Consider the following 15,139-nt stretch of genomic DNA (forward strand, 5'->3'; position numbering starts at 1 on the left):
CCATTGATCCTTTGGCATAGGACGCCCATGTACCGCCGCTATCCCCTTATCCGACTGGCCCTGGCATTGACGGTGCCCCTTGCCATATTGGCCTTGGCCAGTGGCCTGCTTGTCCTGCTGTCCTATCCACTTGAGATAACAGTACTTATCAGGCCAGAGCCCTTGGGTCCCGGCTCTCACCCCCTATCAGCCCTGGGGATAATCCTACTGGCAGCATCCATGCTGCTCTACCACCATCGTTTACCAAGCCTGGTACTGGCGTTGCCTGTTTGGCTGCTGATGCTGAGCCGTCTTCTAATGCCTGACGCCAGCCAGGCACTGTTGCAGGCCCTGACCCCCTTTACCCGCTCCCTGGCCCTTATCAATGAAAGCGGCCACCCCGTTGCCCTGGGGGTACATACCGCGCTTTGCCAATGGCTTATCGCCAGCGCCATCCTCAGCTACCAGCTCTACCATCCCAAGTGGGCACAGCTGCTGTCGACCCTGGCTTTTGCCGTCGCCCAGGTTGCCTTGACGGGCTATGCCTTCGGCCTTAGCCACTTCTACGGGGAAATGTCCCTCACCACCATGATGATGGTCACCCCCATGAGCCTGGCCATCCTGGTACGCACCGCCAATAGGGGAGGTCTAAGGGCATTGCTCAGCCCCTGGACCGGGGGCAAGATAGCCCGGCTGCAACTGGTGGTCGGCATGGTTACCCCCTTCCTCATCGGACTGCTGCTGGTGAAAACGGCCGATCGAGCCCCGGATCTCTCCTTTGGCATGCTGATCGTCGCCGTCAGCCAGGCCAGTGCCCTGCTGATCGCTGTTTCGGCCATTCTTTACGAGACCATGGACAAGGAAAGGCGCAGTTACCACAGGCAGATGGAATTGATGGCCACGCGCGACCCACTGACCGCCAGCTTCAATCGTTACGCCCTGGAAAGACGGGCCGAAACCGAGCTGGCCCGCAGCCGTCGTCACCGCTACCCCCTGTCGGTGCTGGTGGTAGATGCCGACCATTTCAAGCAGATCAATGACAACTTCGGCCATCCGGTCGGAGACCTGGTGTTGCAACAACTGGCGTCGCTGCTGCGTCGGCATTGCCGAGCCCAGGACACAGTCGCGCGCTGGGGAGGAGAAGAGTTTGTGGTGTTATTGCCCGATACGCCTTTAAACAAGGCATTCCAGGTTGCCGAGAAGCTGCGCCAACTGGTGGCCCAGCAGGATCTGCATGACCTTGCTCCAGGATTGAGCCTTACCATTTCGGTTGGATGCGCCCAGTTGACCGCCCAAGAGAACATCAGCGACTTGTTGCGCCGCGCCGATATCGCCCTTTATGCGGCCAAAGACCTGGGTCGTAACAAGGTTAGCGAAGCCCGCCTGGCCAGCTAGAGGAAGTAAATCAGCCCCTGCAGGCAGCAGAAGGCCACATCCCCGCCAAAAATCCCCCCACCGGTTGGCACGGGGTGCCCAAGTTCGACTCCAGCAAGGACGGTTTAGCTAAGTCCAAAGGCGGTAGCCAACTTCCACCTACATCTTCGGCACAGTCCCCAAGCGGATGGCCATTTTTCCCAGCCATGCACCAAGACTCCGGTATGGTGTATTTCCAATATCCCAGCCAATACTTCGACGCCGCCGTGGCGAGCAGCACGCCGTTACCCACGAGGCAGCCTTTACCATCGAAAGTCGGCCTTGCCGAGCTGCTGTTTAGCATTGCCCCATCATACCTACGACACTGTCAGACCTATCCGACGAGTTCATCAAGCGCGATTTTGCAGGAGTTCCTGGTCGAATTGAGGCGAGACAGCGTCAGCATCCAAACCGGTATCGAAACCAGGTTGAACTAAGCCCAAAAAAAGCCCCGCTATGCGGGGCTTTGGGAGGCCAAAGGGCCATGGCTACCTTTTGTTAGTCACCGAGCTGTTGGTTCAGGAAAGTCAGCACGGTACGGTAGTAGAGCGCACGGTTTTCAGGATCGCGAAAGCCATGGCCTTCCTTATCCAGTACCAGGCTCTCAAAAGGCTTTTTAGCAGCCTTAAGGGCGGCAGCCAGCGCTTCATACTGCTCGATAGGAGCCCGCTTGTCCTGCGTCCCGTGGGTCAACAGCAGCGGCACTTGAAGGCGCGCAGCTTGGGCAGCCGGAGAAAATGCCCGCAACTGAGCCTCGTCCATTCCCAAGGCCTTCTCCAAGTAGGCCTCACCATTATAAAACTCTGGAATTTCTCCTTCTTCCTTCATCAGGGGTAAGTCATAAATGCCTGCATTGGCCACTGCACAGTGATACTTGTCAGGATAAGTAATCGCACTCATCACTGCCGAGTAACCACCAAAACTGCCACCCATGATGCACACCTTTTCCTTGGCGATATTCTTCTCTCGAATGGCCCAATCTACAGCCTCGGCAATATCCTGCTGGATCAAGTCACCCCAATGACGATAACCGGCCTCCAGGAAGGTTGTACCGTAACCTCCAGAGCCCCGGTAGTTGACGCGCAATACTGCGTAACCATGCTGGGAAAGGATATGAACATCACGGTCGAAGGCCCAGTGGTCTCTGATCCCATGAGGACCGCCATGGACCAAGACTACCAGCTTGTGATGTTTACCGGCCCGATCAGGTCTTGGCGGCGTGTAGTACCCGTGCAGCGTCAAACCATCGGATGACTTGAAGCTGAAAGGTTCAGATGGCATCAAGGTTTTACGGTCAAGATTGGCGTAAAAAGAAAATAGCTGGGTAACGCTAAGTTTTTCTTGGTCAAATAGATACAAAGAACCGGGATCAGTATCCGTTTCCGTCAAAAATACGTATTTACTGCCATCAGGAGTTGAACTGGTGATAGTTAGGTCAGTTCCAGGGAAAGCAGCCAGTAGCTCTTTGAAAGCTATCGCTTCCGGATGCTTACCGTTGACCATCAGATAAGATGGTAAGCCATCCTCTACCTTAAGCCCATAGACCAAATGATCATCTTGGGACGTCAGGACTCCCGTAACATTGGACACGGGATCGACGTAAAGTTTCTTAAATTTCTCTTGGTCCAATTCGTATTTGTACAGACCTAGTGGGCCGCCATTCTCTCCACGCAGCACATAAAGAGCTTTACCGCTATTATCGAAACCCAAAGGCGCAACATCTTCAGCAGCCAGCGGTTTCCAAGGCTCTTTACCCTCTTGACGCAAGTACACCTGGAAGTTTGCATTCCTGTCAGACCCATATGCAGCACCGACAGATTGGTCCGGACGCAATAAGAACCCCGCATCCGCTACCGGGGCCATGATGTTAATACTCCTTTCTAGACCTCGGTAAATATCTAATTTTACAACCCGAGCAAGACTGCCCTGATCACCGCTCATGGGTTGCGATGCAATCAATATATGCTTGGGATCATTGGGTAGAGGATCAATAAAACTGGCCCAGCCATCCGTACTCTGAGTACGCTTTATATGACTTCCTGTCTCACCTTCCCCGGCACTGTAGCCGTATATCATTTTGCCTTTCCTGCCATCCCAGTTGAACGCAAACAACTCTCCATAGTAGACAGGCTCTTCTTGCCAACTCAGCTTTTGCATTACCTTGGCAACGAGACGCTCATCATTGGCCCAGTAAAAACTGCCAAATTCCTTGGCTCCACCAAGGCGTACACCGCCGATAAACTTCATGTCCTTAGTGGCGGCAACTTTGATCGTGCGCTCATCATTATCGACGACGGCAAGAGCCAAATAATTGCCATCTGGAGATATCTTGGCCTCCTGTAGAGGCGATCGGGCGGATAGCTGGTTAATTAGCTCATCATCGAGGGAGGTGGCAAAAGCGGGGACTGGGCCAACACTGACTACACAAGCCAGGGCGGGCACCAACAGTCGGTACAGGTCCATCTGAACATTCCTTTTGTTAAACTCTAATCAAGTCAATAATTTCAACAACTTGAAAACATTAGAGATAACACATTTAACAATTAAAGGAAAGTGCTCAGCCCAGCCAGGCCAACAACCCCTGCAGGCAGGCAAAGGCGAATACGCCGGCCAGGACGTCGTCGATCATGATGCCAAAGCCGCCGTGCAGGTGCTTGTCACACCAGCTGATGGGCCAGGGTTTGAGGATGTCGAAAAAGCGGAACAGCGCAAAGCCTGCCAGCAGCCATTGCCAGGTCAGGGGCACCATAAAGAGGGTGATCAGCATGCCGGCCACTTCGTCCCAGACGATGGCGCTGTGGTCGTGCACGCCCATGTCGCGGCTGGCCCGGGCACAGATGTAAACGCCGCCGACAATAGCCAGCAGGGTCAGTGCCAGGTAGGCCAGCCAGGGCAAGGGGCTTAGCAGCAAAAAAAGCGGGATGGCCGCCAGGCTGCCAAAGGTGCCAGGGGCCTTGGGGGCCAGTCCAGAGCCAAAGCCCAGGGCCAGGAAATGCCAGGGGTTTGTCAGGCTGAGGCGTTTTACCGGATTGTTGCTGTCACTCATGACCAGTTGTGCTCGTACCCGCAGACATTGAGATCCACTGTTTGGCCGTGATTGAGGTAACTGATGCCTTCCCCACCACGCAACTGGCCGACGCAGCTGTGCTTGACGCCGCAGTGGGCAAGCGCCGTGTCCAAGGCGCCTTTTTGGGCCTCTGGCACGGTAAAGAGCAGCTCGTAGTCGTCACCGGCGCCCAGGGCATAATGCCAGGCCGCTTCCAAAGATACCGTGCCCAGCAGAGCCTGGCTCAAGGGCAATTTGTCCAGGAACAGGTTGGCACCGCAATGGCTGGCCTTGAGGATATGGCCAAGGTCCGAGGCTAGGCCGTCGGAGATATCGATAGCGCTGGAGGCCACGCCGCGCAGGGCCTGGCCGGCCAGCAGCCTGGGGGTGGGGTAGCAGTGGCGGTTGATCAGATATTCGCGGTGATCGCTGCTGGCCTCTTCCCGGCCTTGGAGCAGGGCCAGCCCCAGGCCGGCGTCCCCCAAAGAGCCGGTGACATAGAGCCAGTCGCCGGGCTTGGCACCGCTGCGAGTCAGTTGCTTGCCGGCGGGGATTTTTCCTTGGGCGGTGATGGTCACCGACAGGGGGCCACGGGTGGTATCGCCACCCACCAGGGTCACACCGTAATAGTCGCAGACTTCAATGACGGCACCGGCGAATTCCGCCAGCCACTTGTCGTTGGCGTCCGGCAGGGTCAGGGCCAGGGACAGCCAAGCCTGGTCGGCGCCCATGGCCGCCAAGTCCGACAGGTTCACTGCCACCGCCTTGTGGCCAATGGCCCTGGGGTCCATATCCGCCAGGAAATGAACACCGCTGACCAGGGTGTCGGTGGTGACCGCCAGCAGGGTATTGTCATTGACGCTGAGCAGGGCGCAATCGTCGCCAATGCCCAACACCACATCCTTGCGTTGGTGGCCTTTGCCTTTGAAGTAGTTGTCGATCAACGAGAATTCACGGCTTGCCATCAATAAAAAGCCAGCATTGCTGCTGGCCCTCCGTACGGTTCCTCACAGGCTCATTTGCCCTGCTGGTCCCGGATAAACTTGTCCAGTACGCCGTTGACGAACTTGTGGCTGTCCTCGGCGGCGAAGGTCTTGGCCAGTTCGATGGCCTCATTCAGGGCCACCTTGTAAGGCACGTCCTTGCGGCGGGTCAGCTCGTAAAGACCCAGGCGCAGGGCGGCCTTTTCCACCAGATCTACGTCATCCAGCGGGCGGCTGACATAGCGGGTGAGGATGGTGTCCAGCTCATCGGTGTGGGTGGCAACGCCGACGATAAGGTCGCGGAAGTAATCCACGTCCACTTCGTTCATGTCCTGCTCGGTCAGGAACTGGTGCTCCACATCGGCGATGGGATCGTTGGTCATCTGCCACTGGTACAGGGCTTGCAGCGCCAGGCGGCGCGCTTTGCGACGAAATGCCGGTTTCATCAACCCTCCAGGGCGTCTATGACGTTGACCATTTCCAGGGCGGACAGGGCCGCTTCGGCGCCCTTGTTACCGGCCTTGGTACCAGCACGCTCGATGGCCTGCTCTATGGTGTCGGTGGTCAGGACACCGAAGGCAACGGGAATGTCGTAGTCCATGGCTACGGAAGCCAGGCCCTTGTTGCACTCGGAGCAGACGTAGTCAAAGTGGGGAGTACCGCCACGGATCACGGCGCCCAGGGAAATGATGGCGTCGTATTTTTTGCTGGCAGCCACTTTCTTGGCAGCCAAAGGCAGCTCTACCGCACCGGGCACACGCACTATGGTGATGTGCTCGTCCGGCACCTGGCCGTGACGTTTCAGTGCGTCGATAGCGCCGTCCACCAGGGAATCGACGATAAAGCTGTTAAAACGGGACACCACCAGCGCAAATTTGTGCGTGGGGGCCGCAAAACCGCCTTCAATGATCTTCATAGCGTGACTCTTGACCCGAGAAAAACGGCGCTATGGTAGCACAGCGCCTGACAATGGCCTACTGCTTACAAGGCCCCTTATTCGGCGACGTATTCCACCACTTCCAGGCCGAATCCTCCCAAGGCGTGGTAGCGCTTGTCGGAGCTGGACAGCAGCCGCATTTTGGCCACCCCCAGGTCGGCCAAGATCTGTGACCCTACCCCCACCCGGCGGCTGGTGCCGCTCCACTGAGCCGGTTGCGGCTCCTGGCCGCAGTCCTGGGCGGCAAAGTGCAGCAGCTTTCTCACCAGATCGCTGTCGCTCTCTTCCGAGCCCAGCAGCACCAGCACCCCACCTTCTTTGCCGATCCGCTCCATGGCCTTGTACAAAGGCCAGCTGCGGGACACGCTGCGGTCAGACAGCAGCAGGTCGGTCAGGCGGTTATGCAGATGCACCCGCACCAGGGTCGGGGTCGCCTCTGACACCTCGCCCTTTTTCAGGGCGAAATGCAGGCGGCCGTCGATAGTGTCGCGGTAGGTAAACAGGTCAAAGTCGCCGTACAGGGTCGGCAGCTTGCACTGGGTGATGCGCTCTATGGTGGTCTCATGCAAGGAGCGGTATTCGATAAGGTCGGCAATGGTGCCCACCTTGATGCCGTGCTTCTCACCAAAGACTTCCAGCTGGGGGCGGCGGGCCATGGTGCCATCTTCGTTGAGGATCTCGACAATAACCCCGGACGCCTCAAAGCCGGCCAGGCGGGCCAGGTCGCAGCCGGCTTCGGTGTGGCCGGCGCGGGTCAGCACGCCGCCGTCCTGGGCCATGATCGGGAAGATGTGCCCCGGCTGCACCACATCGGCTGCCACCGCGTCCTTAGCCACGGCGGCCTGCACGGTGCGGGCCCGGTCGGCGGCGCTGATCCCGGTGGTGACCCCTTCGGCCGCCTCGATGGAAACGGTAAAGGCGGTGCCGAACTGGGCGTTGTTATCCTTGGCCATCAACGGCAGATTCAGGCGCTGGCAGCGGTCGCGGGTCATGGTCAGGCAGATAAGGCCGCGGCCGTGGGTGGCCATGAAGTTGATGATCTCGGGAGTGACCTTTTCGGCGGCCACGATGAGATCCCCTTCGTTCTCTCTGTCTTCGTCATCCATAAGGATGACCATCTTGCCGGCACGGATATCGTCGATGATGTCTTTGATGGGTGACAGGGCCATGCTCAGTCCTTATTTCAAAAAGCCGCTACGGGCTAACAAGTCCAGTGTAACCGTTTCTGTTTTGTCCAGGCTCGGGGCCAGTAACCGTTCTACGTAACGGGCCAGCAGATCCACTTCAAGGTTGACCTGGCTGCCGGGCTGCCAGTCCTTGATGGTGGTCTCCCCCTGGGTGTGGGGCACTATGGTCAGCATGAAGCGCGCCCCTTCAACGGCGTTGACGGTGAGGCTGATGCCGTCCATGGTCACCGAACCTTTCTCGGCGATATAGCGGCCAAGGGCCGGCGGCGCCTTAACCCAGAATTCGATGGCCCGGCCGGTGTTGTGGCGGCTTTCAATTTCGGCCACCCCGTCCACATGGCCGGACACCAGGTGCCCCCCCAGGCGGGTGCTGGGCAGCAGCGCCTTCTCAAGGTTTACCGGGCTGCCGGCCTTGAGCTTGGCAAAGCCGGTGCGTTTGAGGGTCTCGCCGGAGACATCGGCACTGTAGCCGTCGCCATGCAGTTCGGTCACCGTCAAACAGACGCCGTTGGTGGCAATGGAGTCCCCCAGTTTGACGTCCCCAAGATCCAACTTGCCGCTGGCAATACGCACCGTGGCGTCGCCACCGCTGGCCTTGATGCTGGCCACCTTGCCTACCGCTTCGATAATACCGGTAAACATCACACCTCCAGGGTCAGGCGGAGATCGTCCCCTACCCGACGTACATCTTTGATTGTAAAGCGCGGCGCCTGGGCCATGTCGCTAAAGACCGGCAACGCCAGCAGGCCACGGCTGACATCCCCCATCAGGGTGGGGGCCAGGTAGAGCACCAGTTCGTCCACCAGGCCTTCCGCCAGGAAGGCGCCGCTCAGCTCGGCACCGGCTTCCACCAGCACCGAGTTCACCGGCAGCTTCTTCAAAAGGGTCTTGAGAAAGTCCTTCTCCCCCAGGCGCAACCTTTCCACATGGTCGGGAAAATCCCGGTGGTCGTTATGGTGGCTGACCACCCAGGCCGGGGTCGGTACCTGGAAAAAGCCGTTATCGGATCCCAAACGCTGGCGCCTGTCCAGCACCACCCGCAAGGGCTGGCGCAGCTCGGGCAGCGGGTAAGGGTCAGGGAATTGGCTTTGCCGTACGTTAAGGGACGGCTCGTCGACAAGCACTGTACCGGCGCCGGTAATGATGGCGCCGCTCATGGCCCGCAGGCGCTGCACGTCGGCCCGGGCATCGGGCCCCGTTATCCACTTGGACTGGCCGTTTTTAAGGGCGGTGCGGCCATCGAGGCTGGCCGCCAGCTTCATGCGCACCAGCGGCAGGCCGGTTTCCATCTTCTTGATAAAGCCCGGGTTTAGGGCCCTGGCGTCGGCTTCCAAGAGGCCATGCTGGGTGGCAATGCCGGCGTCTTCGAGAATTTTCAGGCCCTTGCCCGCCACCTGGGGATTGGGGTCCACCATGGCGGCAATCACCTTGGCCACCCCGGCTTTGACCAGGGCCTCGGCGCACGGCGGGGTGCGGCCATAATGAGCGCAGGGCTCCAGGGTCACATAGGCGGTGGCACCACGGGCACGCTCACCGGCCATATTAAGGGCGTGTACCTCGGCGTGCGCAGTACCGGCCTGCTGGTGCCAGCCTTCCCCCACCAACTCGCCGTTCTTGACGATAACGCAGCCGACAGCGGGGTTGGGTTCGGTGGTGTAGCGGCCCTGGGCCGCCAGTTTGATGGCACGGGCCATCCATTGGGCATCTGTCATCTTGAGACTCAATCTTCCAGGCGGGCGATGGCCTCGCCGAATTCCTTGACGTCTTCGAAACTGCGGTACACCGAAGCAAAGCGGATATAGGCCACTTTATCCAGGCCCTTGAGGGCGTCCATGACCAGTTCCCCTATCATGCCGGAGCCTATTTCCCGCTCGCCGGTGGCGCGCAGGGTGCTTTGAATTTTGTTGATGGCCTGCTCGACCTTCTCGGCTGGCACCGGGCGTTTTTCCAGGGCCCGCATGATGCCGCCGCGCAGCTTCACCTCGTCGAAGGGCACCCGGATGCCGTCGCGCTTGATGACCCTGGGCATCACCAGTTCGGCGGTTTCAAAAGTGGTAAAACGCTCGTGACAGGCCAGGCATTCGCGGCGACGGCGTACCTGGTGGGCGCCGGCCCCCAGCCGTGAGTCAATCACCTTGGTGTCGTCGGCGCTACAGAAAGGGCAATGCATTAAGGGGCCTCCCAAAGAAAACTGGCCGCTTGCGCGGCCAGTGAAGGATACCCGAATCAGCGATTTTTATTAACCGTAAACCGGGAAGCGGCGGCAAAGATCAAGCACTTGGCCTTTAACCCGCTCAATGGTGGCTTCGTCGTTGATGTTGTCCAGCACGTCGCAGATCCAACCGGCCAGGACAGTGACTTCGGCTTCGCCGAAACCACGGCTGGTGACCGCCGGGGTGCCCAGGCGCAGGCCTGAGGTCACGAAAGGCGAGCGGGGATCGTTGGGCACGGAGTTCTTGTTGACGGTGATGTTGGCGCGGCCAAGGGCGGCGTCGGCATCTTTACCTGTGATGTCTTTGTCGATGAGGTCGACCAGGAACAGGTGGTTCTCGGTGCCGCCGGACACAATTTTGTAGCCGCGCTCTTGCAGCACCTTGACCATGGCCTTGGCGTTTTTCACCACTTGCTGCTGCATGGCCTTGAACTCGGGGCTCAGGGCTTCTTTGAAGGCCACGGCTTTGGCGGCAATCACGTGCATCAGCGGGCCGCCCTGACCGCCGGGGAAGACGGCGGAGTTCAGCTTCTTGTAAACCGCTTCGTCACCACTGGCAGAAAGAATCAAACCGCCACGGGGACCGGCCAGGGTTTTGTGGGTGGTGGTGGTGACCACATGGGCGTGGGGCAGCGGTGACGGGTAGACCCCGGCGGCGATAAGGCCAGCCACGTGGGCCATGTCTACGAACAAATAGGCACCCACTTCGTCGGCGATTTCACGGAACTTGGCCCAGTCGATGATTTGGCTATAGGCGGAGAAGCCGGCGACGATCATCTTCGGCTGGTGCTCCTTGGCCAGGGCACGGACTTCTTCGTAGTCGATAAGGCCGGTTTCTTCGTTGATGCCGTACTGCACCGCCTTGTAAATCTTGCCGGAGAAGCTGACGGAGGCGCCGTGGGTCAGGTGGCCACCGTGGGCCAGGCTCATGCCCAGCACGGTGTCGCCCGGCTCACAAAGAGCCATGTAAACGGCGCTGTTGGCCTGGGAGCCGGAGTGGGGCTGGACGTTGACGTAGTCGGCGCCGAACAGTTCCTTGGCACGGTTGATGGCCAGTTCTTCGGCGATGTCCACATATTCGCAGCCGCCGTAGTAACGCTTGTGGGGATAACCTTCGGCGTATTTATTGGTCAGCTGGGAGCCCTGGGCGGCCATAACCCTTGAAGAGGTGTAGTTCTCGGACGCGATCAGCTCGACGTGCTCCTCCTGGCGGCGCACCTCCTGCTGCATGGCTTCCCAGAGTTCGGGGTCAAATTCGGCGATGGACAGTTTTGAATCCAGCATGGTTTCTCCAGGGCTAACTAGCCGTCAGTTCGTCAATAAGGAAAAAGTGGGCGGTATTTTACCCCGATACGCAATCGGTTTCCTATCCCGGATCGCTGGCAAGGGCCATTTGATGGGATACAATAGGCCGCAATCAATACCCTCAATAGAGAGAGTCCTATGGCTCAGTACATCTACACCATGAGCCGGGTGAGCAAGGTCGTACCACCCAAGAAGTACATTTTGAAGAACATTTCATTGTCCTTCTTCCCGGGTGCCAAGATCGGCGTACTCGGCCTTAACGGTGCCGGTAAATCCACGTTGCTGCGCATCATGGCAGGCATCGACAAGGAAATCGACGGCGAAGCCCGCCCCCAGCCCGGTATCAACGTCGGCTACCTGCCCCAGGAGCCGCACCTGGATCCCAATAAGACGGTGCGTGGCAACGTCGAAGAAGCAGTGCAGGACGTCATCGACGCCATGCGCCAGCTCGACGAGGTCTACGCCGCCTACGCCGACCCGGACGCGGATTTCGACAAGCTGGCCAAGAAACAGGGCGAGCTGGAAAACCTCATCCAGGCCAAAGACGGTCACAACCTGGACAACACCCTGGAGCGGGCCGCCGAGGCTCTGCGCCTGCCGGCCTGGGATGCGGACGTCACCAAGCTGTCCGGTGGTGAGCGCCGCCGCGTGGCCCTGTGCCGCCTGCTGCTGTCCCGCCCTGACATGCTGCTGCTGGACGAACCCACCAACCACTTGGACGCCGAGTCCGTGGCCTGGCTGGAGCGCTTCTTGCACGACTACACCGGCACAGTGGTAGCCATTACCCACGACCGTTACTTCCTGGATAACGTGGCCGGCTGGATCTTGGAACTGGACCGCGGCGAAGGTATTCCCTGGGAAGGCAACTATTCCTCTTGGCTTGAACAGAAGGAAAAGCGCCTGGAGCAGGAAGAAAAATCCGAAGCAGCCCGCCAAAAGTCCATCCAGAAGGAATTGGAGTGGGTGCGCCAGAACCCCAAAGGTCGCCAAGCCAAGTCCAAGGCCCGTATGGCCCGCTTTGAAGAACTGCAAAACCAGGACTTCCAAAAGCGCAACGAGACCAACGAGCTCTTTATTCCCCCTGGCCCACGCCTGGGTGACAAGGTGCTGGAAGTGGCCAACCTGCGTAAGAGCTATGGCGACAGGGTACTGATTGACGATCTGAGCTTTAGCGTGCCCAAGGGTGCCATCGTCGGCATCATCGGCCCCAACGGCGCCGGTAAGTCCACCCTGTTCCGCATGATCCAAGGCACCGAGAGCCCGGATTCCGGCACTATCTCCCTGGGTGAAACCGTGCAAGTGGCGGCAGTGGACCAGTTCCGCGACGCCATGGACGGTAAGAAAACCGTCTGGGACGAAGTGTCCGGTGGCCAGGATATCCTCAAGGTCGGCAACATCGAGATCCCCAGCCGCGCCTACGTGGGCCGCTTTAACTTCCGTGGCAACGACCAGCAAAAGCGGGTTGGCGAACTGTCCGGTGGTGAGCGTGGCCGTCTGCACCTGGCCAAGCTGCTGCAATCAGGCGGCAACTTCCTGCTGCTGGACGAACCCACCAACGATCTGGACATCGAAACCCTGCGCGCCCTGGAGAACGCCCTGCTGGACTTCCCCGGCTGCGCCATGGTCATTTCGCACGACCGTTGGTTCCTTGACCGGGTGGCCACCCATATCCTCGACTACCGTGACGAGGGCCAGGTGAACTTCTTCGAAGGCAGCTACACCGACTACGAAGAGTACATGAAGGCCAAGTTCGGGGCTCAGGCCATGGAACCGCACCGTATCAAGTACAAAAAACTGGGTTAAGCCAAGGCTTTGCCTGATAAAAATGCCGCCCTTCAGGCGGCATTTTTGTTGGTCGCTTCTATACTAAGGCAACCTTCAACGGAAACGAGCCATGGTTGAGCGAAGTCGTTTCATCCAATTCGTTGGCAACACCCCGGTGCGCCTTTGCAAAGGCGAACGCTGCTGGGACTTTTCCCTTCTGGACCTGTCGTTGCAGGGAGCCGTGATCGGCGGCGCCCTACCCTCGGAACTGCTCATCGGCGACCACGCCACCCTCAGCCTGCGCCTCCCCGAAGGAGACGCTTTCATCCTTATGCACACCCAGATCCGCTTTCTGCAAGAAGGTCGCCTGGGCGTGGAATGCCTGAGCATTTGCCCCGACTCGTCCGGTCATCTCAAAAGGATGGCAGCCCTTTACCTGGGGTCAACCAACTGGCTTTACCGGGACTGTTTTACCCTGTGGGAGGACCAATGGTAACCATCGAGCGCCGCGATTTTACGCGGATCCCCGTCGACCGCCTGGCCAGCCTTTGCCTGGGCTCCAGCTGTTGGTCGACAGAAGTACTGGACCTGTCGCTCAAAGGCGCCCTGGTACGCAAGCCGGAAGAATGGCCGGCCCGCATCGGCGAGCTGTGCTCCCTGGTGGTAGCCCTGGACGACATTGGCGACGACATCAAGCTGCACTGCACCCTGGTGGGCACCAGTGACGGGCGCCTGCATTTGCTGGTCAACGAAATGGACTTGGACTCCGCCAGCCGGCTGCGCCGCCTGGTGGAACTCAATCTCGGTAGCCCCGAACTATTGGAGCGAAACCTAGGCAAGTTGATAGACAATCAGCTGCACCATTAAAAAAGCCGCCCCCAGGGCGGCTTTTTTACATCAGCGCTTCCAAAGCCTCGGACAACTTGGTGACCCCTATCACTTCCATACCCTTGGGCAGGGTCTTGGGCAGGTTGGCCTTGGGCACTATGGCACGGGTAAAACCGTGTTTGGCTGCCTCGTTAAGGCGCTCGGAGCCAGAGGGCACCGGGCGAATTTCCCCGGACAAGCCCACTTCTCCGAAGATCACCATATCCCTTGGCAGCACCTTATTGCGAAAGCTCGACACCATGGCCAGCAGCATGGCCAGATCGGCGCTGGTTTCACTGACCCGCACCCCACCGACGACGTTGACGAACACGTCCTGATCGGACATCTGCAGGCCACCATGGCGGTGCATCACCGCCAGCAGCATCGACAGGCGGTTTTGCTCCAGCCCCACGGCAATGCGCCTGGGGTTATTGAGGGGAGAGGCATCCACCAGGGCCTGCAATTCCACCAGCAGCGGCCTGGTGCCTTCCCAGATCACCATGACAATGGAACCGGGGGCCTGTTCTTCGGCTCGCTGCAGGAAGATAGCCGACGGATTGGACACTTCCTTGAGGCCTTGGCCGGTCATGGCAAAGACCCCCAGCTCGTTGACGGCGCCAAAGCGGTTCTTCTGGCCGCGCAGGGTGCGAAAGCGCGAGTCGCTGTCCCCTTCCAGTAGAATCGAGCAGTCGATGCAGTGTTCCAGCACCTTGGGGCCGGCCAGGGTGCCGTCTTTGGTGACGTGGCCCACCATGATGATGGCCACGTTGTTCTGCTTGGCAAAGCGGGTCAGGTAAGCGGCCGACTCCCGGACCTGGGACACCGAGCCCGGGGCCGACTGGATATCGGCCATGTGCATCACCTGGATGGAGTCAATGACCATCACCTTGGGTTTTTCCCGCTCGGCGATGGCCATGATGGTCTCGATGCTGGTCTCGGTGAGCATCTTGAGTTTGCCGGTGGGCAGCCCCAGGCGGTTGGCGCGCATGGCCACCTGCTGCAAGGACTCTTCCCCTGTGACATAGAGGGTGGGCATCTGTTCGGCCAGGGCGCACATGGTTTGCAGCAGCAAGGTGGATTTGCCGGCGCCGGGATGGCCGCCGATCAGCACCGCCGAGCCTGGCACTATGCCGCCCCCCAGCACCCGGTCAAGCTCGCCAAAGCCGCTATGGATACGGGGCAGATCGGTCAGGTCCACGTCCGCCAGGGTAGTGACCTGGGCAGTGCTGGCCCCGGCATAACCGGTGCGGCTGGCCGGCCCAGAAGGGGCGGGGGCAACCCGCATTTCGCTGATGGTATTCCAGGCCCCGCACTCGCTGCACTGGCCCTGCCAACGGGGGAAGTCGGCGCCACAATCGCTACAGACGTAGCAGGTCTTGCGTTTCACCATGGTCAGCCTCTCGAATACAATGTTAACAGGCTACTCGACAGCCCTGATCTGGCGCC

At 59.4% G+C, this 15,139-nt stretch carries 15 protein-coding genes; 4 read left to right on the top strand and 11 right to left on the bottom strand.

Going from position 1 to position 15,139, the window contains the following annotated elements; genetic code table 11:
- The first annotated feature begins 27 nt into the window (after positions 1-27).
- Positions 28-1,374, top strand: coding sequence for a GGDEF domain-containing protein (locus B3C1_RS19410; RefSeq protein WP_008484896.1), 1,347 nt, complete (start codon positions 28-30; stop codon positions 1,372-1,374).
- Between the two features lie 516 nt (positions 1,375-1,890).
- Here the strand turns inward: B3C1_RS19410 and B3C1_RS11170 are convergent.
- From B3C1_RS11170 to glyA, 10 genes are all read right to left on the bottom strand, one after another.
- On the bottom strand, positions 1,891-3,855 hold the full coding sequence (locus B3C1_RS11170; RefSeq protein ID WP_008484898.1) for an alpha/beta hydrolase family protein: 1,965 nt from the start codon (positions 3,853-3,855) through the stop codon (positions 1,891-1,893).
- Positions 3,856-3,949: 94 nt separating this feature from the next.
- Positions 3,950-4,438, bottom strand: coding sequence for a phosphatidylglycerophosphatase A family protein (locus B3C1_RS11175; RefSeq protein ID WP_008484899.1), 489 nt, complete (start codon positions 4,436-4,438; stop codon positions 3,950-3,952).
- Positions 4,435-5,403, bottom strand: a complete 969-nt coding sequence (thiL, locus tag B3C1_RS11180) for a thiamine-phosphate kinase (RefSeq protein ID WP_008484901.1) — start codon at positions 5,401-5,403, stop codon at positions 4,435-4,437. Before thiL ends, B3C1_RS11175 begins: the two co-directional genes overlap by 4 nt.
- Before the next feature lie 50 nt (positions 5,404-5,453).
- On the bottom strand, positions 5,454-5,867 hold the full coding sequence (gene nusB / locus B3C1_RS11185; RefSeq protein WP_008484902.1) for a transcription antitermination factor NusB: 414 nt from the start codon (positions 5,865-5,867) through the stop codon (positions 5,454-5,456).
- On the bottom strand, positions 5,867-6,337 hold the full coding sequence (gene ribH / locus B3C1_RS11190; protein WP_008484903.1) for a 6,7-dimethyl-8-ribityllumazine synthase: 471 nt from the start codon (positions 6,335-6,337) through the stop codon (positions 5,867-5,869). Before ribH ends, nusB begins: the two co-directional genes overlap by 1 nt.
- A 77-nt stretch (positions 6,338-6,414) precedes the next feature.
- On the bottom strand, positions 6,415-7,527 hold the full coding sequence (ribBA, locus tag B3C1_RS20175) for a bifunctional 3,4-dihydroxy-2-butanone-4-phosphate synthase/GTP cyclohydrolase II (RefSeq protein ID WP_008484904.1): 1,113 nt from the start codon (positions 7,525-7,527) through the stop codon (positions 6,415-6,417).
- A gap of 9 nt (positions 7,528-7,536) precedes the next feature.
- On the bottom strand, positions 7,537-8,187 hold the full coding sequence (locus B3C1_RS20180) for a riboflavin synthase (protein ID WP_008484905.1): 651 nt from the start codon (positions 8,185-8,187) through the stop codon (positions 7,537-7,539).
- Positions 8,187-9,257: a bifunctional diaminohydroxyphosphoribosylaminopyrimidine deaminase/5-amino-6-(5-phosphoribosylamino)uracil reductase RibD gene (gene ribD, locus B3C1_RS11205; protein ID WP_008484906.1), complete on the bottom strand. Its 1,071-nt coding sequence runs from the start codon at positions 9,255-9,257 to the stop codon at positions 8,187-8,189. Before ribD ends, B3C1_RS20180 begins: the two co-directional genes overlap by 1 nt.
- An 8-nt stretch (positions 9,258-9,265) precedes the next feature.
- The gene (gene nrdR, locus B3C1_RS11210; protein ID WP_008484907.1) at positions 9,266-9,715 is read right to left on the bottom strand and encodes a transcriptional regulator NrdR; all 450 of its coding nucleotides are present in this window, start codon (positions 9,713-9,715) and stop codon (positions 9,266-9,268) included.
- A gap of 69 nt (positions 9,716-9,784) precedes the next feature.
- Positions 9,785-11,041 carry a serine hydroxymethyltransferase gene (glyA, locus tag B3C1_RS11215; protein ID WP_008484908.1) on the bottom strand — a complete coding sequence of 419 codons (1,257 nt, stop codon included), beginning with the start codon at positions 11,039-11,041 and terminating at the stop codon, positions 9,785-9,787.
- A 159-nt stretch (positions 11,042-11,200) separates the two neighbouring features.
- Between glyA and ettA the strand changes: the two genes are divergently transcribed.
- The 3 genes from ettA to B3C1_RS11230 all read left to right on the top strand — a co-directional run bounded on the left by ettA (position 11,201) and on the right by B3C1_RS11230 (position 13,693).
- Positions 11,201-12,865, top strand: a complete 1,665-nt coding sequence (gene ettA / locus B3C1_RS11220) for an energy-dependent translational throttle protein EttA (RefSeq protein WP_008484909.1) — start codon at positions 11,201-11,203, stop codon at positions 12,863-12,865.
- 91 nt (positions 12,866-12,956) lie between these two features.
- Complete coding sequence (locus B3C1_RS20185; RefSeq protein ID WP_008484910.1) at positions 12,957-13,322, top strand: PilZ domain-containing protein; 366 nt, start codon at positions 12,957-12,959, stop codon at positions 13,320-13,322.
- On the top strand, positions 13,316-13,693 hold the full coding sequence (locus B3C1_RS11230; protein WP_008484911.1) for a PilZ domain-containing protein: 378 nt from the start codon (positions 13,316-13,318) through the stop codon (positions 13,691-13,693). The genes B3C1_RS20185 and B3C1_RS11230 overlap by 7 nt, the downstream gene beginning before the upstream one ends.
- Positions 13,694-13,718: 25 nt before the next feature.
- Here the strand turns inward: B3C1_RS11230 and radA are convergent, their stop codons facing one another.
- Positions 13,719-15,083: a DNA repair protein RadA gene (gene radA / locus B3C1_RS11235; RefSeq protein ID WP_008484912.1), complete on the bottom strand. Its 1,365-nt coding sequence runs from the start codon at positions 15,081-15,083 to the stop codon at positions 13,719-13,721.
- Positions 15,084-15,139: the final 56 nt, after the last annotated feature.

Origin of the sequence: Gallaecimonas xiamenensis 3-C-1 (genome assembly GCF_000299915.1) — a bacterium.
In the GTDB taxonomy this organism is placed as follows: Bacteria; Pseudomonadota; Gammaproteobacteria; order Enterobacterales; family Gallaecimonadaceae; genus Gallaecimonas; species Gallaecimonas xiamenensis.

Excerpts from the sequence above, each read along its gene's own strand:
- B3C1_RS11230 (WP_008484911.1), top strand. The coding sequence starts at position 13,316 with ATGGTAACCATCGAGCGCCGCGATTTTACGCGGATCCCCGTCGACCGC.
- B3C1_RS11175 (WP_008484899.1), bottom strand. The coding sequence starts at position 4,438 with ATGAGTGACAGCAACAATCCGGTAAAACGCCTCAGCCTGACAAACCCC.
- radA (WP_008484912.1), bottom strand. The coding sequence starts at position 15,083 with ATGGTGAAACGCAAGACCTGCTACGTCTGTAGCGATTGTGGCGCCGAC.
- B3C1_RS19410 (WP_008484896.1), top strand. The coding sequence starts at position 28 with ATGTACCGCCGCTATCCCCTTATCCGACTGGCCCTGGCATTGACGGTG.
- ribBA (WP_008484904.1), bottom strand. The coding sequence starts at position 7,527 with ATGGCCCTGTCACCCATCAAAGACATCATCGACGATATCCGTGCCGGC.
- ribH (WP_008484903.1), bottom strand. The coding sequence starts at position 6,337 with ATGAAGATCATTGAAGGCGGTTTTGCGGCCCCCACGCACAAATTTGCG.
- ribD (WP_008484906.1), bottom strand. The coding sequence starts at position 9,257 with ATGACAGATGCCCAATGGATGGCCCGTGCCATCAAACTGGCGGCCCAG.
- B3C1_RS20185 (WP_008484910.1), top strand. The coding sequence starts at position 12,957 with ATGGTTGAGCGAAGTCGTTTCATCCAATTCGTTGGCAACACCCCGGTG.
- glyA (WP_008484908.1), bottom strand. The coding sequence starts at position 11,041 with ATGCTGGATTCAAAACTGTCCATCGCCGAATTTGACCCCGAACTCTGG.
- thiL (WP_008484901.1), bottom strand. The coding sequence starts at position 5,403 with ATGGCAAGCCGTGAATTCTCGTTGATCGACAACTACTTCAAAGGCAAA.
- B3C1_RS11170 (WP_008484898.1), bottom strand. The coding sequence starts at position 3,855 with ATGGACCTGTACCGACTGTTGGTGCCCGCCCTGGCTTGTGTAGTCAGT.
- ettA (WP_008484909.1), top strand. The coding sequence starts at position 11,201 with ATGGCTCAGTACATCTACACCATGAGCCGGGTGAGCAAGGTCGTACCA.
- nrdR (WP_008484907.1), bottom strand. The coding sequence starts at position 9,715 with ATGCATTGCCCTTTCTGTAGCGCCGACGACACCAAGGTGATTGACTCA.
- nusB (WP_008484902.1), bottom strand. The coding sequence starts at position 5,867 with ATGAAACCGGCATTTCGTCGCAAAGCGCGCCGCCTGGCGCTGCAAGCC.
- B3C1_RS20180 (WP_008484905.1), bottom strand. The coding sequence starts at position 8,187 with ATGTTTACCGGTATTATCGAAGCGGTAGGCAAGGTGGCCAGCATCAAG.